The following is a 25,114-nucleotide window of genomic DNA, read 5'->3' as shown; positions in this document are numbered from 1 at the left end:
CTCTATGCTACGACTCATATGCAAGCTTACTTGCATATGAGTCGTAGCATTTTTTTTGACAGTTCATATTCAGTTCATATTGTCGTCATGTGGCGTACATCTTCATTGGTTAAGGTTTCATCACAGGCCACATGAAGGAAGGCAAACAAACGGATCAGGACAGGAGAAGATGACAGTGACACAACAAGAGGAAAAGAAAACGCTGAATGGAATGAAAATAAAGAAAGTGCGAAACATCTTACTTAAAATCATAGGAGCAATCGTTCTAGTCATCTTACTTGTTTTAGGTATTGTTTATATCGCAAATGTGATGAGTAGTCATTCGGAGCAAAAACGAATAGTGCCCTACGGACAGCACGTATCTGTAGACGGGAAAAACATGAATGTGTTAATTCAAGGCGAGGGCGAGGAAACGATCGTGCTCCTGCCTGGTTATGGAACAGCTACTCCAGGGCTTGATTTTAAGCTTCTTATCGATGAATTGTCTCCATTTTACAAAGTTGTTGCGGTAGAGCCTTTCGGTTATGGATTAAGTGATGAAACTGTAAAAGAGCGAACCACGGAGAATATGGTAAGTGAAGTTCATGAAGCTCTACAGCAGCTTAATATTAACAGATACATGCTCATGGGCCACTCCATTACAGGCATTTATGGAATTGATTATGTGAACAAATATCCAAACGAGGTGACTGCATTTGTCGGAATCGATAGTAGTGTTGCAACACAACCGGGTATGGATATCAATTTCCCATTAAAAACGTTTGCATATCTCAAAAAATCAGGTCTCTTAAGATTGATTATGAAAATCAATGCTGACCCCTATGCTGGACTGGCATTTGATGAAAAAACCGTAGAGCAAATGAAAATGATTTCGAATAAAAACATGTATAATGACACAACTTTGAATGAGATGGACCATATTTCGTCTAATTTTAAAGGAGCTCAAGGTTTAACCTTCCCTAAATATCTTCCACTTCTTCTCTTTGTACAAGCGAATAATGAAGGTGTAGCAGGGTGGATATCTCTGCATGAAGGGCAGATCAAAGACTCGGTACATGGAAAAGTAGTAACCATGGATGGATCACATTATTTACACCATACCAAATTCAAAGAAATCGCTGAAAACGTTAGACTATTTATGAAAGAAGTAAAGTAAGTGTTCAGAGAAAGGTTCATCCGTTATTTTATGCATTTGTCTACAGTCTGCAAGACCATCATTTCGATGGTCTTTTTTATGTCCAAACAGTTGTATATTTCCAAACCAAGATTATACTTTCGCCTGAAAGACATTGGGTTTCATTTTCATATTAACTCACGAGGCAGGTGTGCGACCGAGCCTAGGTCGTATCATATAACGGGTGGGATTCCCGTCGAGTAAGAACTAGCGATTCGCTCGTAGCGAGTCTTGAAGGGCTAAAGGTAACGTTAGTCTTTAAGCGTAGACAGTTAGGTGGCGGGCCGAAAGCCAAATGGTTGAAGGGATTGAGCTCCATAACGATAGTAAATCAAGAGGGCTGATGTTTTACCTGCAACAGAAAGCTCCATTTTATCCTTTGTTTAAGGCAAGATGGATAAAACCTCTCTGAATTCAGTTACATAAAACATATCCTAATTATTTTATTTTATTGAAAATTGAAATATTAATTAACATTCCCATTGCTATTAAATTGACCATTAAAGAGCTTCCACCAAAACTTACAAATGGAAATGGAGTACCTGTAAGAGGGAATAGTCCTGTGATACCACCTAAATTTACAATAGATTGCATACCTATCATACATCCTATACCAATTGCTATAAAACTACCGAATGGATTTACACATAATTGTGCAATTTTTAAGGCGCGAAGTACTATAGTCAAAACTCCAGCCAATAGAATAAATACACCAATAAACCCTAGTTCTTCAGAAACTATTGCCATTATAAAATCAGTGTGTGGTTCCGGAAGATAGCCTGTTTTTTGTATACTATTTCCAAACCCACGTCCAGTGATTCCTCCAGAGCCAATGGCAATAAAAGAATTTACAAGCTGGTATCCATTTCCTTGTGCATCAACAAAGGGATTGAAAATCGTAGTAATACGTGTCTTTTGAACTTCTGATAAACTACATTGAATCAAAAAATATAAAATAGGTAACCATAAAACAGAACCGATGGTAGTTCTTTTGATTAGTAGATTTATATTTATTCCTGAGCAAAGAAATATACTAAAACCTATACCTAATATTAAAAGTGCTGATCCTAAATTTGGTTGTTTAAAGATAAGAAAAAAAATTGTAGCTAAAAATAATACAAGTTTTCCGATACCACTCCAGCTATTTTTAGCTTGTTCTTGTCGTAATGCAAAAAAACGGGCTGTTACAAGTATTGTTCCTAATTTTAGAAATTCAGCTGGCTGTATTCCAAAAATCCATGATTGAGCATTATTTACCACTTTTCCTTTCCATAAAACCATAATTAATAAAAAAATCCCCCCAACCATAATACAAATAGAGACTATCCGTTTTTTCCATATATCATATGGGAGAATAGCACAAACTATTAACCCTATTGTTCCTAAAAATAGCTTTGTTAATTGAGAATCAACAAAGTGTCTACTGTTATAACCGTAATGTTGGACAGCGACAATGGAGCTCGCACTATACATCATGATAATACCTAAAGTACATGTTATGAATAGAGGGAGGAGCAATAGATAATCGAGTTTTAATATTTTTTTCATTTTAATATCCTCCTGATTTAAAACAAAACATAATATTACATTTGCTAATGAATAGAATCTTGTTCTCGTCAATTACTAAATATGACTTTTGTTTAGGAGGATTTTATCGCTTACACACTGTTTTCTTATACAAAAATCCCCCTAGTTACATACTAGGAGGATTCAAAATGGCATGACTAAATAAGGCTTTTCTCCCCCTAGTAGAGCTTTGGCACTATACAACGTAAAGTAATGAAAATTCAATACTTAGCTATCTTAAGAAGAGCCTTAATCCGACAATTCCTGTTCTACCCATTGGCGTCTTTCGACATTTTTGGGCAATAGCCTGTGTTTGTATAGGAGCCTCACCTAACAGGTCCAGCAATATAAATTTTATGTGTTTGTTTCGTGTAGCAAGCATAAATATATTTTTTTTGCTTGTCAAGCAACCCTATTGCTAATTTTATTTATTTTATTGCTTTATAGTCCTTTGAGAAATGATAAGAGAAAATGTATGTAATCATTCCGTATAAGTACATATTTTTGACTTGTAGTGTATCGTTTGATTAAGTAGTTTAACCACATAAATTTGATAAACAGTAAAGAAGATTTTAATTATAAAAGAAGATTTTTTTAGAATGTTCTTTTGATATACAGAATGACTAATTATTTATCATTTGTTATAAAGTTGGAATTTGATTAAAAACAATAAGTTTCATAAGTTTTATAACGTTTCTTCGAATTAAATCTATTTGAATTTTATGTTTTTTAAGGGGAATTTTAAATTTATAATAAAATATAATTTCATTTTCTATAAAAGATTTTTTATGAATGGAATTGAAAGTCAGTTGACAAATATTAAATTCTGGTTTAAATTTTGAAGTAATTCAATAAACTTTGTTAGGTGAGGCTCCTGTATAGAGAAACGCTGCTGCCCAAAAATGTCGAGAGACGCCAATGGGTCAACAGGAACGGTCGGATTAAGGCCCTTCTTAATGTAGCTGGTTATAAAAACCTATGCTATACAGTGCTAAAACTCAACGAGGGAGTGGTATACGATTTGATAGAAAGGCACCTCTGTGATTTTGGTAGAGCTGTCTTAATATTCATTTATTTGTATTGTGAAAAAACCTTTACTCCTTTTTGAGTAAAGGTTTTTCTGTTTAATTTTATTTATTTTTATCTTGTCTATATTCAAAAAGGAGGTAATTCTAACTAATGAATTGATTGCAATGTAACTATTATTGCTCTAATAAAAAATTTAAGACAGATAAAATAAAACAAAACCACTCATGAAACTCTAGAGTCTCCCTTAGCAATATGAGGAGGAGTTAACATGAAGAAATTATTAAAGGAATTACTTATAACCAAAAATAACTTGGATGCAGAGAAAGTTTTACGTCATCCATCGTATGATATTGCACAAGAAGTAAAAGAGTTTTCAATTGAAGATCAAGTCATATTGCTAAATACGATTCCTGTATTAAAAAGCTCTAAAATTCTTCAATATATGAGTGCAGAAGAAAAATATAATATCTTAATTCACTTATCTGAAAACAAAGCTAAAAAGTTACTAAATTTACAACCGATTGATGAATTAGTAGATTTACTGCTAGCGGTTCATCCGGAAAAACAGGCTAAATTAATGGCGTATCTAGATAAAATCACAAAACATAACGTGAAAAAATTGATGAATTTCAAACCTGAAACGGCAGGAAGTCTTGTCACAAGTGATTTTGTTGCAGTTAGAGGAAATTGGTCAGTAAAAATGACATTGAAGTACATTAGGGAACATTCTGAAAATGTAGAATCAATATCTTATAGTTATGTTCTTGATAGTCATGGTTATCTTGAGGGAATCGTTTCCATACATGAGTTATTACTAGCAGCAGATGAAGAGATATTATCTACTATTATGATTCAAGAGGTAATTTCAGTACAAGCTGAAGTTGACCAGCAAGAAGTTGTAAAAAAGCTACTGAATTATAATTTAGCAGCAATACCTGTGACAACAGCAAATAATAAAATGATTGGTATTATAACTTTTGATGACGTAATGAATGTTATGGAAGCAGAAGCTACAGAAGATATTCAAAAGTTAGGCGGAAGTGAGCCATTGAATCAATCTTACTTTGAAGCTAGCATTTGGAGCATTTTCCTAAAACGTCTACCATGGTTATTACTTCTTTTTGTTGCTGAGGCATATACAGGTACAGTATTAAAGTATTTTGAAGATGAAATTGAAACTGTAGTTGCCCTTGCTTTCTTTGTTCCGTTATTAGTAGGTACTGGTGGAAATACAGGAACACAGGTTGTAGCAACAATTACTCGTGCAATCGGTATTGGAGAGGTCAAATTTAAAGACATTTTCCGTGTAATGAAAAAGGAATTTGCAATAGGTATGTTTCTCGGACTTGCACTTGGAATAGCTGGGCTCACTCGTGCTTATATGTTGGGAGTTGGAACAGAAGTTGCACAAGTTGTAGCAATTACTTTATTATTTATTGTTATTTGGGCCTCTCTTGTAGCAGCAGTTTTACCTTTGATTCTAAGAAAATTAAAACTAGATCCTGCAGTTGTTTCGGGTCCATTTATTACAACATTTGTTGACGGAACAGGATTAGTAATTTATTTCATGGTTGCAAAAACGTTATTAAATTTGTAAATATACACTGAAGTAAAAGCGAAATGCGGAATAAGTATTTTGCCTTGATTGCTAAAATATAATGGGGAATTCAGGCATGAGGAAACCAAACACTTTTTTCTTTAGATAAATAATATTTTAATGGATTTATTGAATGTAATGAATGCTGGAGGATAAAACTATGAAACATCTAAGAAAAATCTTCAAAAGAATCTTGCTTCTATTTTCTATTTTCATGCTTATTGGCGTAGGAATACTATTTGGTACTAGCTATGGCCGAGAGCTTCGTATAACAATCGCTGGAAGTATACTAACTTCTCAGCATCCACAATATGCGAAATATACATTCCTAACCCAAAAGGAACTAGATAAACTGCAAGATAGAATTAATCATCCGAAATGGTCAAACAGTGATGAGCATATTTATAAAAAAATAGCAGGAAAAAGATTAGAAGAATTAAAAAATCAGCCATTAGAAATTGATGTAGAAACAATTAAAAGCAATAAAGATAGTCGTTTTCTTTTCGAAGGAAGGTTAGTTACCATTAGCAATCCCTTCAATGTTAAACTTGTTAGCCATCAAGGAACACAGGGCGCTAACAGGGGAGAAAAAATTAGTGTAATGGCAAAACGTAATCATGCACTTGTTGCTGTGAATGCAAGTGGATTTGCTGATGAAACAGGAAGGGGTGGAGGAAATGTTGCAACTGGAATAGTAATAGAAAATGGGGAAGCTATTGATACGAATATGGATAGAAATACCCCTACAATTATTACGGGTTTAACAAAGTTTGGGCAAATGATAACAGGAAATTATTCTACCCAACAACTTTTGGATAAACAAGTCGTTTCAGCGGCAGGATTTATGCCACAGTTAATTGTAAATGGAGAAAAAATGATTACAGAAGGAGACGGTGGTTGGGGCTCTGCACCGCGAAGTATTATGGCACAAAAAGAAGATGGTACAATTATGTTTCTAGTTATTGACGGAAGACAGACGCATAGTATAGGGGCTACGTTAAAAGAGTGTCAAGATATTCTATATGAAAAAGGAGCAATAAATGCAATGGCAATGGATGGAGGATCCTCTGCTACTCTATATTTAGGAGGAAGGGTTATAAATTCACCTTCTACATTGTCTCATGAAGATCGCTATTTACCGAATGCTTGGGTGGTAATAGCCAATTCGAAGCAAAAAATAAAGATGACAATAGATGGAGAAAAAGTAAATCCCAAAACATTAGATAATATTGGTACAAATATTTAAACCCATGTATGAGCTACTTATATAAATAAAGATTTTAAAACCGCAAAATGTATTAATGAATAAAATCCGTAAAATGAAATCAGTACACAAAAAGGAGAAATTGTATAATTGCATAAAGTTTATGAAAAAATGAGAGTATAATTTGGTATTGTGTAATAAAGATAAGGCCCACCTACGGAAATAGGTGGGTTTTTTGTTGGGTATTTTTATCTCATTGCACAAAAGGGAATTTCTATTAAAACTATAGCATATTTTTATAGCTCTTATATTGAGAAAAAGAAAAGACACCCAAACAAGAGTGTCTTTTCCCATAGTTTTTAGCAGAAGCAAGAAGCTCCAACAATAATTAATAAAATAAATAATACAACTAATAAAGCAAATCCTCCTGCAAAGCCACAGCCGCCACCGCAACTACCACCAAAGCCCATAATAATTCCTCCTTTAAATAGTAGGAGAAAAATAAGGAGTCACTCATGTATTTTAATGGATTCAAATTACTTTATGTTTTTATGGATTAATTGAGCAGGTCCTTTTAAAAATAAGGGAAAGATGATTTAGGGCGCTTCACCTGAATAGAAATAAATTGCACATTTTCTTAAAAATAAACTATTGAATTATATCAATAATTAGATTAAGTAATATAATGTATTAATCCTAGCAGAAGGGAGGAATAACCATGCAATTAGTTTGTTTTAAAGTAGTAAGTGGACAATACTTCTTAGTTGTAGAGGGTATCGAGATTCCTGTACCAATTCCAGCGTTTGCTGCAGCTCTATTAATTGGTTTAGGAGTAATCCCGCTTTGTTCTTAATATAAAGAACTCCAAACAGCCCTACCTTTCAATTGATAAGCCCTCAAGTGTAAGAATGCTTGAGGGTTTTTATAATAAAGAAAAGACACCCAAAGGTGCCTTCCTCCGACTTGAACCACTTTAATTTTAATGATATGTATTAGACGCCAATTCAATTATTATTTTACTATGTTAAGTAATATTGTACATTGAGAAATATGGTATACCTCTTTATTTAAACGTAAAAAGCCCTAGAAGGGGTATCGCCACATCCCCATCAAGCTAAGGGGGACAAGAGGGTATATGTGAATGTGTTTTTTGAAATTTCTACGACTACACTAAAGATGTGCATAACAAATAAACCTATTAAATAGGTGTTTTTAAAAATATTATGCAACTTGGAAACTTTGTGACAACGTATAATCATACACAACACCTAAGATATCAAAGACTGTTTTCTTTTCGTAACGGTGAGATTTTCGTCCGTTTTTTTCTAACAGGTAAAACAAACGCAATAAAATTTTTAATAATTCATCGATGCCTTTCTGTAGTCCCTCATAAAACAATAGATAATAATTCTTTATCATATAGATGGATTTGTATTTGTAATTTTATTTCAGGATCACAGGAGAAGCGATTTCAATAGTTTGTTTTCAATCTTTCGATTGATTATAAGTTTATAGATAACATTGGAGGCATTGGAGATTACTGTATAAAATAAAGCGTAGGAATATATCTGAAAATAAAAGCACATTCTCCGTCTTCTTTAAAATAATAAAAAGGAGAATATGCCAAAATAGAGGACTAAATCGGTTCAGCTGCTTGTAATATTGCGTCTAATAAACCTGGAAAACGTTTATTCAAGTCATCTATACGAAGGGAATTGAATCGCTGAGTGCCCTCTACTCTCGTATAGGTAATTCCTGATTCCCTCAATACTTTATAATGATGTGAAAGAGTAGATTTTGGAATAGGAATATTAACATTCCCGCATGATTGCTCTCCTATCTTTGCAATTTCCCGAACGATTTGGATTCTGATTTGATCACTAAGAGCATCTAGAACGGTTGTTAAACGAATATCGTTTGTTTCTGGATGAAATAATTTTCTCATTTTAATTCTCCTGTTTTTGAAAATGTCTTATTGGTATTATACTACAAAATATATCCTTGCTCTATTTTCTTATAATGAGCAGGATGCAGTATGTGAGAATCTCGAAACATATATTGTAATGTTTTATTTGCAACGCAATATAATTTATGTTAGGATTCATATTGTTCCATGATACTCGAAATATGAAACTAATTATATGCTTTAAAAATTTAGTTAACGTACAACTTTTAATAGGTTGGCACTATTTTCTTAAATAAGCAGCTAACTATATGAAAAGAATACAAACTAAAAACCTTACTCATTTTACCTTATTTAAATTCATTCTTTTTCAAGTATTATAATGAGAAACGCTTATCGGGGATATGGAATATTTGTATTATCAATTCGGAAATAACAACTTTGAACTTCGGAAAGAATTTCAATTACAAGGAGACAACATCATGAATAATAATTATTCATCTATATTTAAACCTTTCAAATTACCATCGGGGATAGAATTAAAGAATCGTATTCTCATGGCACCAATGACAACTTCAGCATCTACACCACATGGTGACCTGAAAGAAGAAGAATTAATATATTATGCTCGCCGTGCGAAAGGCGGGATTGGTGCGGTAATTACATCTTGTGCACATGTAGAACTACTTGGAGTAGGATTTGAAAATTCGATGGGAGTAGAATCTGATGCCCGTATTCCTAGCTTAACAAAATTAGCGAATACAATTAAAGAGAATGGTGCAAAGGCTATTTTACAAATTTTCCATGCAGGACGAATGACAAACTCTACATTATTAAAAGGTGAGGAGCCTGTATCAGCTAGTGCAATTCCATCGTTACGACAAAATGCTGAAACACCACGTGAGATGAGTAACGATGAAATTGAAACGACGATAAAAGCGTTTGGAGAAGCAACACGCCGTGCAATAGAAGCTGGATTTGATGGCGTAGAAATTCATGGTGCAAATACATTTTTAATCCAACAATTTTTCTCCCCACATTCAAACCGACGAACAGATAAATGGGGTGGCAGTGTAGAAGAACGTATGGCATTTCCTTTAGCGGTAGTGGAGTCAGTGAAAGAAGCTGTTAAAAATCATGCGAAAGAACCATTTATTGTAGGATATCGTCTTAGTCCAGAAGAGCGTGAACAACCAGGTATCACAATGGATGATACAATTAAACTAGTAAAAGTATTAGCGACGAAAGAATTAGATTATATCCATGCATCGGTTGGGAATTTCTTCGGCGGATCTTTACGTAACTCAGAAGATACAGTTTCTCGTGTACAATTAATTCAAGAAACAGTTGGTAATGAAGTACCTGTTATCGGTGTAGGAGCACTTCAAACACCTGAACAAGTCGAAAAAGCACTTTCGATAACTTCATTAGTTTCATTAGGACATGCTTTAATTATGGATCCAGAATGGATGGAAAAGACTCAAAATAGTGAAGAGAAAACTATTTTTGATGCATTATATGTTAGCAAAAAGGAGGAGTTAGATATTCCAGAAGCACTTTGGAATAAGCTTGTAAATACTTCAGGATGGTTTAATATTCAGGATTGAAATTTAAGTAATAAAGATCCTATATCATACAATTGAAATGATTCAGTATTATATTTAGAAGAATGAATTAGTCCTGGAATGGTTTGTAAATATTCTTGATAAAGAGGGTAGTCCCATCACTTGTGATTCATATATTGTAGAAGAGGTGATGGATTATGGCTACCAAAACATCTCCACTTAAACTAGGCAATGAAATATATGGTACGATAAAAATTGAAGAAGCGTTTCTAACAGCTTTAAAGATGTACTTTATAAAGCAGCAAGAAAAAAAACTCCTAGTTAATCAGGAGTTTTTTTGTTGAAGATGATAACATGGTAGAAATGGTTATTCAGTTTTGTAGATCCATACATACTCTTCACTAATATAAGTATCCAAATATTTCCATTGCTAAACCAGGGGAGGTGTATCTTGATAATATAATTGGTAAAAGATATTTAACCAATTTATGAACAGAGGATAAAACTCAATAATAGAATATTAATATCAACGCAATTATCAATGATATTATCGAAAATACAATCATAAATAATAAAGCTCAGTCATGAGTTATCGCCCTGTTACCGTCATTCCTGCTGTATAAATCGTCTCTACAGAATCATCAGCACTTACAACTTCAACTTTGTAGCGGTATGTTCCAGTGTCGTAAATGTTTTGGCCATATCCTGTGAAAGTTGAAATTTCATCATTTGAGCCAGCTGGAACCCATTGATTTTGCCAATGGAAACTAGTTTCAAATTCTCCCCAGCTATCTCCATATTTTTTCTCAAGGCTAACATTGTAATAAATATCTTCAGCTCGGTTGTTTGTAATTCTTGCAATTGTACTGTTGCCAAAAGTAACTTGTGTAGAATGTACTTGAACTGTAACACCGTTCACCGTTTCGCTAGGACCACAAATATAATGACAGCCCTCATTAAATTCATCAGCATGTGCCTTTGGTGTATCTAAATTTATAACCGTTAAACCGCCTAAAGCTAACGCACCAGTCAACGCAATTGTAGCTAATTTTTTCACGATAATCCCTCCTATTAACCGCTATAAGTGAATGTTTTTGTTTTTACGTATTCATTGCCAGCATAAAAAGATTTCTATGACTCATTTTTATCACCCTTCAGCTTATATAATTCGACAAATGGTGATAATTTCCTGTAAATAAAATGAATAAGCACTCCCGCAGGAATGCTTATTCAAATTCAATTTCTGTTTTATTGTCTGATGTGAAGTATCTTGGAGTAGCACCACACGCCCATCAACTTAAGGATTTTATAACACCCCAAACAAGAAAATGTACATTTCCTCCTGGAGATGTACATTTTTTCGTTTTTGGGTATTCGCTTTTCTTAGCTTGATGGCGATGTGGTCTCGTCACACGTCCTTAAGTTGCGGTGATCCCCATAGCCAAAGAAGTAAGAAGATATTTAGAAGTGCATCAAATTTTGAGGAAGTGCTTGTGAACCGAATCGTAAATAGATGAGGTTTTGTATGTTCGATTTTTAAATAATACCCAAGAAGGAGTGGGTTGTGTTTATAGTAATAATCTATTTTTTGTATTTCTATAATAGGTAATTTTTTTAAAAAAACAGAATTATCTTGACAGTTATTGAATGGATTGATAAGGTTATAAAAAAAATATTTCTTATCCAGAGAGGTGGAGGGACTGGCCTTATGAAACCTCAGCAACAGGTCTGCTTAAGTAGACACTGTGCTAATTCCAGCGGGTGATAATCCTGATAGATGAGAGCTTTCGTTTTTATTTGTCAGTAGCGCCCTCTTTTTTAGAGTGCGCTTTTGTTTTTTCTGGATAGTAACTAAAGGAGATTAGAAATGGAGAACAAAAATGGGCAAGAATTTCAAAGGAAAATGCAAGCACGTCATTTAGTCATGCTATCACTTGGTGGGGTGATTGGAACTGGCTTATTCTTAAGCCCAGGTTACACTATTCAACAAGTTGGCCCGTTTGGAACAATTCTATCCTATCTAATTGGTGCGCTAGTGGTTTATCTAGTTATGCTATGTTTAGGAGAGCTTTCCGTACATATGCCTGAAACTGGCGCATTTCATAGTTATGCAGTTAAATACATTGGACCGGGTACAGGGTATACAGTAGCCTGGTTGTATTGGTTAACTTGGACTGTTGCTTTAGGTTCTGAATTTACAGCCGCAGGATTACTTATGAAGCGATGGTTTCCATCGATAAAGGTTATAGCTATTGTGATTTTTATTGTTTTAGGAGTAGCGGCAATGCTAGGGTTTCTTCCGATGACCCATTCAAAAGCAGCACCATTCTTTTCTAATTATACAAGTGGAGGTTTATTTCCCCATGGTGCTACGGCCATTATAATGACCATGCTTGCGGTTAATTTTGCTTTTTCGGGAACAGAATTAATAGGCATTGCAGCTGGAGAAACAGCGAACCCGGAAAAAATGATACCGAAGGCCATTCGAACTACTCTGTGGAGATTGATTATCTTTTTTGTAGGAACGATTGTTGTTTTATCTGCGTTATTGCCTATTTCCGATACAGGGGTATTAGAGAGCCCTTTTGTTGCAGTTCTAGAACGAATTGGGGTGCCATATTCAGCTGACATAATGAATTTCGTTATCTTAACAGCCATTTTATCTGCGGCAAACTCAGGCCTTTATGCCTCCTCTAGAATGCTTTGGTCGCTTGCTAATAAGAATACGATATCCCCGATTTTTGGAAAAATGACAAAACAAGGTGTTCCAATCAACGCCGTCATTTTCAGCATGGTGGGTGGAGCTTTGGCTTTGCTCTCGAGTATTGTGGCACCAGATACTGTCTATATCGTACTTGTTTCCATTTCCGGTCTAGCTGTAGTTGTAGTTTGGATGAGTATTAGTGCTTCCCAGTTCCTATTTCGCAGACAATTTTTGAAAGAAGGAAATTCTGAAAAGGACTTGATTTATCGCACACCACTATATCCATTAGTACCAATTGCTTCTTTCATCCTTTGTCTGGCATCGTGTATTGGAATTGCATTCGATCCAACACAGAGAATCGCTTTATATTGCGGCATACCGTTTATTTTGTTTTGCTATGGAAGTTATTATCTAAAAAAAAATCTAAAAAAGAGGGGCGTAGATTATGTCGAACAAAATCAACCCAATTGATGATATTTTATCCCAACATTCCATTATGATTCTTGACGGAGCATTAGCTACAGAATTGGAGGCACATGGATGTAATTTGGACGATCCCCTTTGGTCGGCACGTGTGTTACTAGAAAATCCAGAACTAATTTATCAGGTTCATTTAGATTATTTTATTGCTGGAGCGGACTGTGCCATAACAGCAAGCTATCAAGCTACTATTAGTGGTTTTTCCACGCGTGGAATACAAGAACAGGAAGCTTTGAAATTAATTAAGAAAACGGTGTTACTTGCAAGAAGGGCAAGAGATGATTTTTGGAAGGAAAATAAGCAAACGAATAGGGCTAAACCATTGGTTGTTGCATCAGTTGGGCCGTACGGGGCTTACCTTGCAGATGGTTCAGAGTATGTAGGCAACTATGGTGTGACAGATAAAACATTAGCAGACTTTCACCGTTCGAGAATGTCCGCGTTAATTGAAGCAGGTGCAGATCTATTGGCATTTGAAACGATCCCTTCCCTGCAAGAAGCAAGAGTATTAGATACATTATTGCGTGAGTTTCCAGAAACATATGCGTGGCTTACCTTTTCGCTAAAAAATGAGAAAGAGATTAGTGAAGGTATGAAACTCGTGGAGTGTGCACGAGCTTTTGAGAAAAGTGAACAAATTGTAGCAATAGGCATCAATTGTGCGCCAGTAAACGTTGTGACTGGTGCAATCCAAGAGTTGAGGGCAAACACCAAAAAACCGATTATTGTTTATCCAAACTCTGGTGAAACTTATAATCCAGAAACAAAAACATGGCATGATTATGAACAATGTAACGCGTTGGATATTCAATCTGAAGAATGGTACCAAGCAGGTGCACGTTTAATAGGTGGATGCTGCAGAACGACACCTTATCACATTGAGGGGATATCGAACAAGTGGCGTTCTTCCGAGTTTTTCTATTCGAACGAAGCAAAGCAGTAATGTAATGATTGATAATCTATTTTTGTGTGTATTTTCATGATTTAGCTTGTTAAGGAATCTACAGTTTCATCTAGTGGCACAAAATGTTTTTTCAGAGACACAAATGTGGATGGTAGCCTCGGAAATCTTCTGGACTTTTGGGTACCTTAGGTATGGAAAGGAATCAGGGAAAATAAAAACCGCTAGTTTAATAGATATGGTAGATAACATGCTGAATCTTTTAATGAAGATGTAGTTGATCCAATTGAAGGTGAAGGGGACCATTTATTCGTAAATAAAGTTAACGAAGAGGTTAATTTATTTATTTAAAAAATAGTTCAATAATTATATGAAAAGTTGTAGTAGTTAATATGGTCATATTGTTGTAAAAAAGGGTAGATGTAAACAGGTATGCTCTCCTGTTCATCTATCCTTTCCTTTTTACCTTATAAAATGTGTGACATTATATTCAATCGTATAAATATAGGATTTCATTACTATTTCCTGGATTTTTAATAAAACGATAGGGTTTATTTGGTATGCGTATTATTAAGAGTATGCTTCTATTTTAGGAATGCTTTACCTCACAAAATGAAAGTACACTTTGTTTCCATTCTTAAGTTGATAGATGTCTGGTGCCCCACTGTAAGAACGTAATTGTATTGTAGAAAAATAAAATAGAAGGATTACTTACCTTTAGTAAATATGAGAACTTTATATTTTTATTATTTACGATTATGCAATATCAGACCTCAGATATTAAAATTTATTTACGAGCTTTTAATTTATATAAATATCATACATGGATTAATGGTTTTATTCTAAATGCAATTCTTAATTGTAAAGTTTCGTTTGGATCTTTTATGTTTCGTCCAAGTATTTCTTCACATTTCTCTAAACGATAAATAACGGTATTACGATGTAAAAATAAACGTTTAGCAGTTTCGGATATTGCACAATGAGTTTCTAAATAAACAGATAACGTGTGCAATAGTACAGCATGATCTTTTTCATTTTCATTTGCAAGTGAATGTAGTGTGCTCTCATAGAACTTTTTTAATTGTTCTTGTGGAATCATACGTAAAATCGCTGAGATTTCTTTTGCTTGATAGATCTCAATAAATTCTTTACTCCCTGATATTTCACCGTAGTAAAATGCATCTGTTGCTTCTTTAAATGAATGAGATATATGTAACAATTGTTCGCTAGAATTAGCAATTCCAAAAGATATGCTTTTTTGAAAATATGTATAGATTTTCACCTGTATGTTTTTTAATAAAGAGATCATTCGTTCTTTTTCAGTTTGTCTCCAAATGCCATCACAATTCACCAACAAAACATACATATCATCTTTTATGAATAAATGAACATTTGCAGTATAAGAATTTAGTTCTTCCTCTATCAAGTCATATATAAGATCCTTTTCTTCTTGATATTCCATAAATGACATAGTGAATTCTTTTATATCTATTTTTCCTATAATACAAATATACTTTTGATCAAATGATAAATGAAATTCTTTTCCTAGATTAATAATTTCATTTTGAGTAGAGAAAACACTATTAATAACATTCGTAAAAAATTCATCCTGAATGCGTCTTGAGTATTGTCTTAAAGAATGTTCTTTTATTAATTCAAAAGCAAGGACGTTTGCAGCTTGTTCAACAGCCAATACCATTGAACGATTTAAAGGTGAAATAAAGCCGTCTATAACTAAATAGCTGTATTGATTATTCTGTGTAAAGATGGGAAAAATTGAAACTGTATCACGAGTTTTAGTAAGAAGAGAAAAAGTAACAATTTCTATTGTTGATAACGGTAGTTTACGCCCGTTTATAAAAAGCTTTTTTAAAATTTGAATAGATGCTTTAGTGTTATTGTATTCGGAAATAGGGCGCAAGTGATAGTCAAGTAGTACAACTGGTAACTGAATTATTGATGATAAATTTTCCAAAATCATATTTATGCCTTTTCCACTTATAATGTGATTTGAAAATTGTTGATGTATTTGCATTGCTTGATGTAATTCATTAGTTCGCATATCCAGAATATAACTTAAGGTTTGATTTACAAGATCTCCTAGTCCTATGTCAAATGGGAGCTCAATAATTGGAAAATAAATTTCATCTGCTAATGAAATAATTTCTTCAGGTATTTCTTGTAAAAACCGTTTAGTTTTTATACCTAAAGCTGTACAACCTTGTTTCTTCATTTGTATGATAAGTTCTCGTAATGCATACATATCGTCTTTAAAATGATATGCACCTGATATAATTCGTTTCTTTTTAAGAAATGAATTATATCAGGTGCATCCATCATATTAACGGTATAAACTTCTTGTTCTAAACCCTTATGACCAGCGATAAGTTTAGCTTGATCAAAAATAGGGATTTTCATAATATCATATAGTTTCATTAGATTTCCTCCAAGGATGACTTATGTAGGATATTAAGAGCCAAATTACTAAATAAGTAGATTATACTAACTCTTAGAATGTATTACAAAGTTTAAATGTAAATACTACGTTATAGAAAATAATAACTGGATAAATTGATTAATAATATTTTGCTAAATAACGGCCATTATAAAACAGGAAACCTGAGAGTAAAAGGTGTTAACTCTAACTATGGTTATAATAACTAAAAAAACAGTATATATTTGGATGATTTGTCAATGTAGTTATTAGAATTAAATAATAATATATGAAATAGGCCTTATAAAAGATTCGAAAAGTTGTTGGATATCCAATTATTTCAGTGTTATGTTTGAAAGATTCTCCATAAAAAGATAGGGAAATAAATAGATTTAAAATGAATTGTGAGAGAAAGTATTATACGAATTTGACAAAGTGTTAAAGTAGTATGCTTATAAAAATATTAAATAAGGTGGATTTTCACTGAAAAATGTAAAGGGAGTATTGTTAATATGTCTGAATCCTTAATGAAAAAACAAGATAAATTTGGAGAATCCACTACTTTGATTCCTTACTGGTGGAAAGTTGTACTGGCATTTACTTTAGGAACAATATTTCTTAATGCGGATCGGTACATTTTAAACCCTATATTGGGAGAAATAGGGTTGGAGTATAACTTGAACAATACTCAATTGGGTTTAGTAAATAGTATTTTCTTTTTCACTTATACAATCGCACAAATTCCGGCCGGTACATTGAGCGATAAGTTTGGGAGGAAAATAATTCTGGTTCCGGGTTTTATTTTATTTGGAATTTTTACAGGAGTAAGTGGTATTATGGCTGGATTTACAGGATTCTTAGTGGCGCGTGCTTTAACAGGACTTACACAAGCTACTTATTATGGACCGCAGTTCGCACTTTCTTCTGAGGCAATACCAAATAAAAGAAGGAGTATCGGTTCTGCCATCATTAATAGCGGAGCAGCTTTAGGAATATCATTAGGCTTTATTTCTTCTAGTACCCTTGTGTTGGAATGGGGAATAAACTGGAGAATGATGTTTTACATATTTTCCGTGTTAACCATTTTATGCGGTTTGTTCATTGGTTTTGTTGTCAAAGAAGGAAAGAGACAAAAGAAAGATGTAAGTAATCCAGTCATAGATATAGAGACTGATATAAGTATGCTTTCTTTATTAAAGAACCGTAATCTTTTAATTACATTCATTATATTATTTTGCTCTATTTATGGATTTACAGTTATTATGACGTGGTTACCAAAGTATTTACAAGTGGAGCGGGGATTTCAGGGCAGTGAAATAGGTTTTATTTCATCATTAGTTCCATGGGCAGCAATACCAGGATCACTTTTTGTGGGTTATTTATCTGATAAATATGGAAAGAAAAAGATATTTGTATTTACATTGGTTCCAATCGCCGCAATTTCTTTATGGGCAACGGTGTATATTCAAAGTATTCCTTTAATGATTGGAGCTCTTATTATTTATGGTCTTTTTGGGAAAATAGCGCTAGATCCGGTGCTAATTGCAACTGTTTCAGAGAACGTAAATCCAGAATCATATGGCCGAGCGTTTAGTCTTTATAATTTTATAGGAATGTCATCCTCAATTGTGGCTCCATTTATCGCAGGTTATTTAGCCGATTTAACGGGCAGTATGGCTGCTGGGTTTTATTCAGCTGTTATCATTCTTGGAATAAGTTTAATTATCATGATGTTTTTTAAGGAGACTTCTCCGAATACACATTTTGAAGAAGGAAGCATTTAAGAGGATAAGAGTAAATTAATTGGAAGTTTACTGGAGGGAAATTAATGCATACATTGGATAAGTTGCAATTAGGAAAGGATACACTCGATTTACTTCATTGGTTAGGAGAATGTGGAAAAGATCCAGAAGGGGGAGTATCCAGGTTCTTATATAGTTCAGAGTGGCTAGAGGCTCAAGAGTCTCTAAAAATGCTATTTATTAAAGAGGAATTATCTATCCATTATGATGAAATCGGAAATTTATTTGGAACGCTTGAAGGTAGTAAATATAAAGACGAAACAATATTAACTGGTTCTCATGTTGATACAGTAAAAAATGGAGGATTATTTGATGGGCAGTATGGTATTATCGCTGGACTTTTAGCTATAAAATATTTAAAAGAAAAATATGGACAGCCTTTGCGGAATATTGAGGTTGTATCCATGGCGGAAGAAGAGGGAAGTCGGTTTCCATATACATTTTGGGGATCTAAAAATATTGTTGGGATTGCTAAACAAGAAGATGTTCAGAATATCTCAGATTTTAATGGTCAAGCATTTGTAGAGGTGATGAGACAAACTGGTTTCACATTTAAAGCTAATCCTGAATATGCTCGTAAGGATATTAAAGCATTTGTTGAACTTCATGTAGAACAAGGAGAAGTACTAGAGAAAGAAAAGAGATCCATTGGTATTGTCCAAAACATTGTTGGTCAACGACGGTTTACAGTTGAAATAATTGGTGAATCTAATCATGCAGGCACCACGCCAATGAAATATAGAAAAGATGCGATGAGTGCAGCTAGTTATATGATACATAGGATTCATACCATGACTTTAGAACATGGGGAGCCACTTGTTGCCACTGTTGGGGAAATTAAAGTAGAACCCAATATCGTAAATGTAGTACCAGGTAAAGCTATATTTACAATAGATGTAAGGCATGTTGAAAAAGAAGAATTGCATCAATTTACTGATAAAATAGTACAGGAAATGAACAAAGTTGCAAATGAATTAGGAGTTCAAATAAATATTAAAATGTGGATGGATGCTGCACCAGTACCAATGGATAGAGGGATAACTGACATTATCGAAAAGCAATGTTTGCAAAATAATATTGTGTATAAAATGATGCATAGTGGTGCAGGGCATGATGCTCAGATTATGGCACCATATATACCGACAGCCATGGTTTTTGTTCCAAGTCATAAAGGTATTAGTCATTCTCCGTTTGAGTATACGGATCCTAAAGATTTAGCTGAAGGAGTAAATGTGTTAATTCATACATTATATGAATTAGCATATTAACACAGTTTAAGTAAATTTATAAATAATAAATAAACAATGTTTTATTGTTGTTTATTTATTATTTAAATTAACTATTTAATTATCTTATTCAATTCAGATCTACTACAAGCAAAGACCATGATATTAAATTTCTAAAAGGGGGACATAATGAAACAAAAAGTATTAATAAAAAATAAAATGACTCCTTATTGGATAAGATTAGTTATTGTATTTTTTTTAGGCTGGATTTTTATATATGGAAATCGTGCTATTTTAACCCCAGTAATAGGGGAGGTTAAAAGTGATTATTCATTAAACAATGCAGAAATAGGGCTTATGAATAGTTTATTTTTCTTAGCTTATACAATTGTACAAATTCCATCGGGTTATTTAGGAGATAGGTATTCAAAAAAATGGGTGCTCGTTCCTGGATTTCTGATTTCTGGAATATTTTTAGCTGTAACGGGGTTGTCAGAAGGGTATTTGTTACTTATATCTGCATGGACGATTTCTGGGATTGGACAAGGAACTTTTTATGGTCCACAATTTGCATTATCATCAGAGTCTATTCCAAATAAATATCGAACAATTGGGAGTGCAATAATAAATAGTGGAGGAGCGATAGGGTTATCTCTAGGGTTTATATTTTCTAGTTATTTTACGCTATCTTTAGGGTTTAGTTGGAGAATTACTTTTTTTATTTTTGCTCTACTAACAATAATAGTGTCAATAATAATGTTATTTACTATTAAAAATGATAGTAAAAATAATAATTCAATAAAGAGGAAAATTGATATAGAAGAAAAAAAATTCTCAAGTTCAATTAAACTCTTTTTAATGAACAGAAACTTAATAGTTAGTTATATTGTCGCTTTTTGTTCATTATATGGATTTTCAGTTATGGTAACCTGGCTTCCTTATTATCTTCAAACTGAACAAGGAATTGAAGGTAGTATAGCCGGTTATTTATCGGCAATAATTGCACTTTTAGCGATTCCTGGAAGTATTTTATTTAGTTGGATAAACGACCGTTTTCAAAAACATGTCAAAATCATGAAGTTTATGTTGATATTTTCTTCAATCTTTACTTTTTTAATTGGTTTTACTAATAGTACTGTTTGGATTATAGTGGGGCTAGTATTATATGGCTTTATGGGGAAAATTGCAATGGATCCAATAATTGTAGCTTTTGTAGCAAATAATGCTCCTCAAAATCTATATAGCACAACTTTTGGACTATACAATTTTATAGGAATGTCTTCAAGTGTACTAGCTCCATATATCACAGGAGTATTATCAATTTATACTGGGAGTATGAAAGCAGGCTTTTATTTAGCAGCTGTCTTTTTACTCATCGGGTATTTTAGTTTAATTTTGATAAAAGAAAAAGATGCTAATATACAATAAAATTATTGAAGTAAGAGATGAATCTCTGACATAAAAACACGATGTCTCTTAAGACATCGTGTTTTTATGTCAGAAAGAATCTTTATACGCAGCTGTACAGAAATAAAGCTCTCTTTAAATTAATAGATTTGCTATTGAAAATCATGATGAATATATATAACTAAAGCAATTCCTTTATAAAAAAGTATTCATTTTCATGTCTTCTTACACAAGATTAAATGAATATAATTCTTTAAATCTATAAAAATTTTGTTTAGAGTTTCTTTTCCTTGTACATTTGTACATGTAGAAGGACATGAATCTCTAAACTACTTAGCCAATTACAATAAAATACTCAAGTGATATATTAATTTTATTTTTATACTCTGAGCAATCTGCATTATGGGGTATAAACATAAGAAATATATTTTTTAAAAAAATATATTATGTACTTACATTGTAAAAATTTTTATTAAGAAAAACTTAAGAAGCTTCCTCACTTTTTATTAAGAAACGCTATTTATACTCAAGGATGTGTTAGAGAGCATACCTATTCTTATTGCAATCTAATAGAAGATATTTAATCTTTTAGGAAAGAGAAAGGTGGAAAAAATAGATGAAAAAAGCATGGATTACAGTAGCAGGAGTTGTTGTTGTAGGAGGTGGATTATTGACTTATATGGGAGGAGAAACAGTAGATCGATTTAATCCGTTAGTGAAAGAAAAAGATGTATATGTTCTTACAAAAGGGGAAGCAAAACCTGATCCTAAACATAACGGTAGGAGATATTTTTACGAGTTAAACGGAGTGGATACATCAGGTAATGAAAATACCGTTAAATTAGGAATTTCTAAAAAAGATGGTTATTCAGATTCTTATTTAAAGGCTCATGTAAAAGGAAAGTATGTTTACGAATTTGAGAAAGTGCAGGAAAAAGATGTTCCTGAAAAGGCAAAAGAAAAACTTAAATAATAAATGATTGTTTCAAATTAAAGAAAAGGTAGGAAAATATGATGAACAACTCAGTTGTAAATGTAAAAAATGTTCAAAAAGTGTACGGTAAAAAAGGTGAAAATCAGTCCCACGCTTTAAAAGATGTATCCTTCTCAATTCAAGAAGGAGAATTTGTTGGAATCATGGGACCGTCCGGTTCGGGAAAAACAACATTATTAAATGTAATTTCAACATTAGATGCTGCAACTGGAGGTATTGTTGAAATTGCTGGTATCGATATCACTAAAATGAAACAAGGAGAACTTTCAGATTTCCGTTCTCAAAAATTAGGTTTTATCTTCCAAGATTTTAACTTATTAGAAAATCTATCTATTCATGAAAATATTGCTCTTCCACTTTCACTTCAAGGTGTCCCATCGCGTAAGATTGGCCCAAAAGTAAAGAAAGTAGCCAATATGTTAGGGATTTCGGAAATACTTCAAAAATATCCATCTGAGGTATCTGGTGGACAAAAACAACGTTCTGCGGCAGCACGAGCGCTTGTACATGAACCAGCAATTATTTTAGGGGATGAGCCAACAGGTGCATTGGATTCAAAAAATGCAACAAGCCTTTTAGAAGCAATGAAAAATTTAAATGAAAAACAAGATGTTTCAATTATGATGGTTACCCATGATCCATATAGTGCAAGTTATTGCCAGCGTATTTTATTCATCCAAGATGGTGAGCTATATAAAGAAATTCATCGTAGTGGTACACGTGAATCTTTTTATAAAGAAATTTTAGATGTACTAGCGGATTTAGGTACACAAAAAGGATAAGGAAGGACAACCATCATGATATTTAAACTTTCTATGTCAGGACTAAAAAGTAAGCTGAGTGATTATATTGTCTTACTAGTTGGTCTTGTTATGTCAATTTCAATTTTTTATATGTTTCAAACTCTTGCGTTAAATAAAGCATTTATCGAAGCAAATTCTACTATTCGCTCAATTAGTATGGTGTTCCAAGTGGGAACATCCTTGCTTGGAATTATAACATTCTTTTATGTTCTATATGCCAATTCTTTTTTAATGTCTCTTCGTCAAAAAGAATTTGGGATGTATATGATGTTAGGGGCAAAAAAACATAAGGTAACATTACTTATGTTTCTAGAAACAATTATGATTGGGGCAGTATCCTTAATAATTGGAATTACAGTAGGTATAGGGCTTTCACAAGGAATTGGTAAGCTCCTTATGAAGCAACTGGATTTTACGGCGAGTGATTACCAAGGATTTTATGTCCCATCGATGTTGGTTACATGTATGTTCTTCTTGGTATTATTTTTGTTATCTGCCATTATGAATAGTGTGAAATTATCACGTATCTCCGTTCTACAACTTGTACATGCAGATGCTTCAGCAGAACGTACAATGATTAAAGGGAAGTGGACTGGGATTGTTTCATGTTTTGCCATTATTTTATTAGGAATTGGATATGCTTCTATGATTTATATGAATAAATTAAAAGAACAGGGTCCTATGATTGCGATGCTTACCACTACAGCGGGAACATATATGTTATTTACTTCTGTACTTCCGCTTATTATTCAAAAATTAAAGAGTAATAAAAAGCGTAGTGAGAAAGGTCTTAATGCTTTTACATTTGCACAATTAAACTTTCGTATTAATAGTTTGACAAAGGTACTCGCAACAGTAGCTATGTTAGTTGCACTTGGTGCAGGAGCAATTTCAGGTGGGATGGCTTTCAAAAATAACGTAATGAAATCGACTGATCAAATTGAAATATACGATACAGTTCTTCATAATCCAACAGCAGAAGAACAGAACATTTTAGATAGCATTACATTTAAAGAAAAGAATGAATATCGCTATAAAGTGGATGAGAAGTATATTTATTACTTGAAAGAAGATTTAGAGAAAAATCGTCCGCTTGTACAAGCTGGAATAGAAAAAAAGGATAGAGGAAAAGTAAAACGAGTATCTGAAAAGCTTCCTGTAGGAGCCATTTCAAATTATGGTGAGAAGAATAGGGAAGATACAAACGTTATCCCAGAAGGGTGGGATTATGCTTTACGCTCTCTTCAACCAACTTATTTAAATTACATGGAAAAAGTAAAAAAAATAGTAGATCAAAAAATATATGATGAAATTCAAGGGAAAGAAAACATCGTTGTAATTGGAAAAACAGATGATTTTATAACATATTTAGACAAATGGAAAAAAATTGACGAGTTACAGCTAGTTAAATATAAAAATGTCACGGCTGATGACATTTTCAGTAAATATCAAATCTATAATGGAATTTATGCCAGCGCCAGTGGAACAGTATTTATGGGCTTCTTTTTGGGTATTGCTTTCCTTGCGATGATGGCAAGTTGCTTAATGTTTAAGATTCTTTCCGGTGCATCAAAAGATACTGTACGCTATGAAATGCTTCGTAAAATTGGAGTTCGCCATGAGTTATTAACAAAATCGATTTACAAAGAGCTATTTTTAGTGTTTTTATTCCCAGGAATAGTAGGTATGGTTCACGTGTTATTGGGCATGAACATTTTTGGTTTTATCTTAATTGATCCATATTTCCGTATTTGGTTACCAATCCTGATTTTCCTAATTATCTATTCAATTTATTATCTTATTACAGTTCAATTATATAAAGGAATTGTTCTTCCAACAGAAAAGTAATAAGTATATAATTTTCAACTAAAGATACTTAAATATTTAAGCCTTAATAATTTCGAATTAGATAAGAAATTATTAAGAAAAAGACCTAAAACTACTTATTATTGTTTTGGGTCTTTTATATTTAAAAACGTGGATCTCATTATTAATAATGAGCTTATTTTAGACTTTCTTGTCTAAATAGTTTAGAGTTTCACGTCTTTGTACATACAACAAGTGTACAAAGACATGAAAGTAGGAACTAATTTTATAGTGTAGAATGCTGAATTATCTATAAACCCTTTCATTTAGTACCCATTTTCTTGTCGATATATCGAGACAAGAAAATGGGTATTTTTTTAAACTAAGACACCAAAGTGGTTACTTTGTAAAAATAGCAAAAACTAATTAAGTGTGAAGTTAAAAATTAATTTAATATTATTAACAAACAAATTTATGAAGCATCTATATTCTTGATCCATTAGGAGGACATGAAAGTTT

The 25,114-nt window shown here is 33.0% G+C and carries 19 protein-coding genes, 2 pseudogenes and 3 riboswitches; of the genes and pseudogenes, 14 read left to right on the top strand and 7 right to left on the bottom strand.

Annotated features, from left to right (window positions below; translation table 11 throughout):
- The first annotated feature begins 175 nt into the window (after positions 1-175).
- The gene (locus AC241_RS28030; protein WP_050845083.1) at positions 176-1,156 is read left to right on the top strand and encodes an alpha/beta hydrolase; all 981 of its coding nucleotides are present in this window, start codon (positions 176-178) and stop codon (positions 1,154-1,156) included.
- A 456-nt stretch (positions 1,157-1,612) separates the two neighbouring features.
- Here the strand turns inward: AC241_RS28030 and AC241_RS28025 are convergent, their stop codons facing one another.
- A complete protein-coding gene (locus AC241_RS28025; RefSeq protein WP_050845082.1) occupies positions 1,613-2,722 on the bottom strand; it encodes an FtsW/RodA/SpoVE family cell cycle protein in 1,110 nt (369 codons plus the stop codon).
- 186 nt (positions 2,723-2,908) lie between these two features.
- Positions 2,909-3,085, bottom strand: a riboswitch (M-box (ykoK) riboswitch).
- Positions 3,086-3,590: 505 nt separating this feature from the next.
- A riboswitch (M-box (ykoK) riboswitch) is annotated at positions 3,591-3,756 on the top strand.
- Positions 3,757-4,037: 281 nt separating this feature from the next.
- Here AC241_RS28025 and mgtE point away from each other — a divergent pair.
- Together mgtE and AC241_RS28015 are read left to right on the top strand one after the other, a co-directional pair.
- The gene (gene mgtE, locus AC241_RS28020; protein WP_050845080.1) at positions 4,038-5,366 is read left to right on the top strand and encodes a magnesium transporter; all 1,329 of its coding nucleotides are present in this window, start codon (positions 4,038-4,040) and stop codon (positions 5,364-5,366) included.
- 160 nt (positions 5,367-5,526) lie between these two features.
- A complete protein-coding gene (locus tag AC241_RS28015) occupies positions 5,527-6,612 on the top strand; it encodes a phosphodiester glycosidase family protein (RefSeq protein ID WP_050845078.1) in 1,086 nt (361 codons plus the stop codon).
- 317 nt (positions 6,613-6,929) lie between these two features.
- Here AC241_RS28015 and AC241_RS33590 read toward each other — a convergent pair whose 3' ends face one another.
- Positions 6,930-7,040 (bottom strand): YjcZ family sporulation protein, encoded by a 111-nt coding sequence (locus tag AC241_RS33590; RefSeq protein WP_000505681.1) that lies wholly within the window; start codon positions 7,038-7,040, stop codon positions 6,930-6,932.
- 248 nt (positions 7,041-7,288) lie between these two features.
- Here AC241_RS33590 and AC241_RS35755 point away from each other — a divergent pair, with 248 nt between their 5' ends.
- Positions 7,289-7,423 carry a hypothetical protein gene (locus tag AC241_RS35755; RefSeq protein WP_255290326.1) on the top strand — a complete coding sequence of 45 codons (135 nt, stop codon included), beginning with the start codon at positions 7,289-7,291 and terminating at the stop codon, positions 7,421-7,423.
- A gap of 368 nt (positions 7,424-7,791) precedes the next feature.
- Here AC241_RS35755 and AC241_RS33585 read toward each other — a convergent pair.
- Positions 7,792-8,007, bottom strand: a pseudogene (locus tag AC241_RS33585) (IS4 family transposase); the annotation flags it as partial.
- Positions 8,008-8,206: 199 nt separating this feature from the next.
- Positions 8,207-8,515, bottom strand: coding sequence for an ArsR/SmtB family transcription factor (locus AC241_RS28010; RefSeq protein WP_050845077.1), 309 nt, complete (start codon positions 8,513-8,515; stop codon positions 8,207-8,209).
- Between the two features lie 440 nt (positions 8,516-8,955).
- On the opposite strand from AC241_RS28010, the gene AC241_RS28005 reads away from it, so the two are divergent.
- Positions 8,956-10,080, top strand: a complete 1,125-nt coding sequence (locus tag AC241_RS28005; RefSeq protein WP_050845075.1) for an NADH-dependent flavin oxidoreductase — start codon at positions 8,956-8,958, stop codon at positions 10,078-10,080.
- A gap of 155 nt (positions 10,081-10,235) precedes the next feature.
- Entirely contained in the window at positions 10,236-10,382 is a 147-nt protein-coding gene (locus AC241_RS34945) for a hypothetical protein (RefSeq protein WP_016083917.1), read from the top strand.
- Between the two features lie 245 nt (positions 10,383-10,627).
- Here the strand turns inward: AC241_RS34945 and AC241_RS28000 are convergent, their stop codons facing one another.
- Positions 10,628-11,095, bottom strand: coding sequence for a hypothetical protein (locus tag AC241_RS28000; RefSeq protein ID WP_050845074.1), 468 nt, complete (start codon positions 11,093-11,095; stop codon positions 10,628-10,630).
- A gap of 619 nt (positions 11,096-11,714) precedes the next feature.
- Positions 11,715-11,822: riboswitch (SAM riboswitch) on the top strand.
- Positions 11,823-11,905: 83 nt separating this feature from the next.
- Between AC241_RS28000 and AC241_RS27995 the strand changes: the two genes are divergently transcribed.
- The gene (locus AC241_RS27995) at positions 11,906-13,213 is read left to right on the top strand and encodes an amino acid permease (RefSeq protein WP_050845073.1); all 1,308 of its coding nucleotides are present in this window, start codon (positions 11,906-11,908) and stop codon (positions 13,211-13,213) included.
- Entirely contained in the window at positions 13,188-14,165 is a 978-nt protein-coding gene (gene mmuM, locus AC241_RS27990; RefSeq protein ID WP_050845071.1) for a homocysteine S-methyltransferase, read from the top strand. The genes AC241_RS27995 and mmuM overlap by 26 nt, the downstream gene beginning before the upstream one ends.
- A gap of 775 nt (positions 14,166-14,940) precedes the next feature.
- Here the strand turns inward: mmuM and AC241_RS35310 are convergent.
- Positions 14,941-15,222 carry a helix-turn-helix domain-containing protein gene (locus AC241_RS35310; protein ID WP_230690633.1) on the bottom strand — a complete coding sequence of 94 codons (282 nt, stop codon included), beginning with the start codon at positions 15,220-15,222 and terminating at the stop codon, positions 14,941-14,943.
- Positions 15,223-15,360: 138 nt separating this feature from the next.
- Positions 15,361-16,541 (bottom strand): annotated as a pseudogene (locus tag AC241_RS27985) (PucR family transcriptional regulator ligand-binding domain-containing protein); the annotation flags it as partial.
- A gap of 528 nt (positions 16,542-17,069) precedes the next feature.
- On the opposite strand from AC241_RS27985, the gene AC241_RS27980 reads away from it, so the two are divergent.
- The 6 genes from AC241_RS27980 (at position 17,070) to AC241_RS27955 (ending at position 24,637) form a co-directional block, all read left to right on the top strand.
- Positions 17,070-18,341, top strand: coding sequence for an MFS transporter (locus tag AC241_RS27980; RefSeq protein ID WP_080990916.1), 1,272 nt, complete (start codon positions 17,070-17,072; stop codon positions 18,339-18,341).
- Between the two features lie 44 nt (positions 18,342-18,385).
- On the top strand, positions 18,386-19,627 hold the full coding sequence (allC, locus tag AC241_RS27975; protein WP_050845070.1) for an allantoate deiminase: 1,242 nt from the start codon (positions 18,386-18,388) through the stop codon (positions 19,625-19,627).
- Between the two features lie 147 nt (positions 19,628-19,774).
- Positions 19,775-21,013: an MFS transporter gene (locus AC241_RS27970; protein WP_050845068.1), complete on the top strand. Its 1,239-nt coding sequence runs from the start codon at positions 19,775-19,777 to the stop codon at positions 21,011-21,013.
- A 595-nt stretch (positions 21,014-21,608) separates the two neighbouring features.
- Positions 21,609-21,965, top strand: coding sequence for a YxeA family protein (locus tag AC241_RS27965; protein ID WP_050845066.1), 357 nt, complete (start codon positions 21,609-21,611; stop codon positions 21,963-21,965).
- A gap of 41 nt (positions 21,966-22,006) precedes the next feature.
- Entirely contained in the window at positions 22,007-22,768 is a 762-nt protein-coding gene (locus tag AC241_RS27960) for an ABC transporter ATP-binding protein (protein WP_050845382.1), read from the top strand.
- Positions 22,769-22,783: 15 nt separating this feature from the next.
- Complete coding sequence (locus AC241_RS27955; RefSeq protein ID WP_050845064.1) at positions 22,784-24,637, top strand: FtsX-like permease family protein; 1,854 nt, start codon at positions 22,784-22,786, stop codon at positions 24,635-24,637.
- Positions 24,638-25,114 lie beyond the last annotated feature (477 nt).

The sequence above is a fragment of the Bacillus thuringiensis genome, assembly GCF_001182785.1.
GTDB classification, from domain to species: domain Bacteria; phylum Bacillota; class Bacilli; order Bacillales; family Bacillaceae_G; genus Bacillus_A; species Bacillus_A thuringiensis_S.
The sequence above is the reverse complement of the archived record's forward strand: the minus strand, read 5'-3'. Positions and strand labels throughout refer to the sequence as shown.

Coding starts and splice junctions, on each gene's coding strand:
- AC241_RS28025 (WP_050845082.1), bottom strand. CDS start 2,722: ATGAAAAAAATATTAAAACTCGATTATCTATTGCTCCTCCCTCTATTC.
- mgtE (WP_050845080.1), top strand. CDS start 4,038: ATGAAGAAATTATTAAAGGAATTACTTATAACCAAAAATAACTTGGAT.
- AC241_RS28015 (WP_050845078.1), top strand. CDS start 5,527: ATGAAACATCTAAGAAAAATCTTCAAAAGAATCTTGCTTCTATTTTCT.
- AC241_RS33590 (WP_000505681.1), bottom strand. CDS start 7,040: ATGGGCTTTGGTGGTAGTTGCGGTGGCGGCTGTGGCTTTGCAGGAGGA.
- AC241_RS35755 (WP_255290326.1), top strand. CDS start 7,289: ATGCAATTAGTTTGTTTTAAAGTAGTAAGTGGACAATACTTCTTAGTT.
- AC241_RS28010 (WP_050845077.1), bottom strand. CDS start 8,515: ATGAGAAAATTATTTCATCCAGAAACAAACGATATTCGTTTAACAACC.
- AC241_RS28005 (WP_050845075.1), top strand. CDS start 8,956: ATGAATAATAATTATTCATCTATATTTAAACCTTTCAAATTACCATCG.
- AC241_RS34945 (WP_016083917.1), top strand. CDS start 10,236: ATGGCTACCAAAACATCTCCACTTAAACTAGGCAATGAAATATATGGT.
- AC241_RS27995 (WP_050845073.1), top strand. CDS start 11,906: ATGGAGAACAAAAATGGGCAAGAATTTCAAAGGAAAATGCAAGCACGT.
- mmuM (WP_050845071.1), top strand. CDS start 13,188: ATGTCGAACAAAATCAACCCAATTGATGATATTTTATCCCAACATTCC.
- AC241_RS35310 (WP_230690633.1), bottom strand. CDS start 15,222: ATGATTCCACAAGAACAATTAAAAAAGTTCTATGAGAGCACACTACAT.
- AC241_RS27980 (WP_080990916.1), top strand. CDS start 17,070: ATGTCTGAATCCTTAATGAAAAAACAAGATAAATTTGGAGAATCCACT.
- allC (WP_050845070.1), top strand. CDS start 18,386: ATGCATACATTGGATAAGTTGCAATTAGGAAAGGATACACTCGATTTA.
- AC241_RS27970 (WP_050845068.1), top strand. CDS start 19,775: ATGAAACAAAAAGTATTAATAAAAAATAAAATGACTCCTTATTGGATA.
- AC241_RS27965 (WP_050845066.1), top strand. CDS start 21,609: ATGAAAAAAGCATGGATTACAGTAGCAGGAGTTGTTGTTGTAGGAGGT.
- AC241_RS27960 (WP_050845382.1), top strand. CDS start 22,007: ATGAACAACTCAGTTGTAAATGTAAAAAATGTTCAAAAAGTGTACGGT.
- AC241_RS27955 (WP_050845064.1), top strand. CDS start 22,784: ATGATATTTAAACTTTCTATGTCAGGACTAAAAAGTAAGCTGAGTGAT.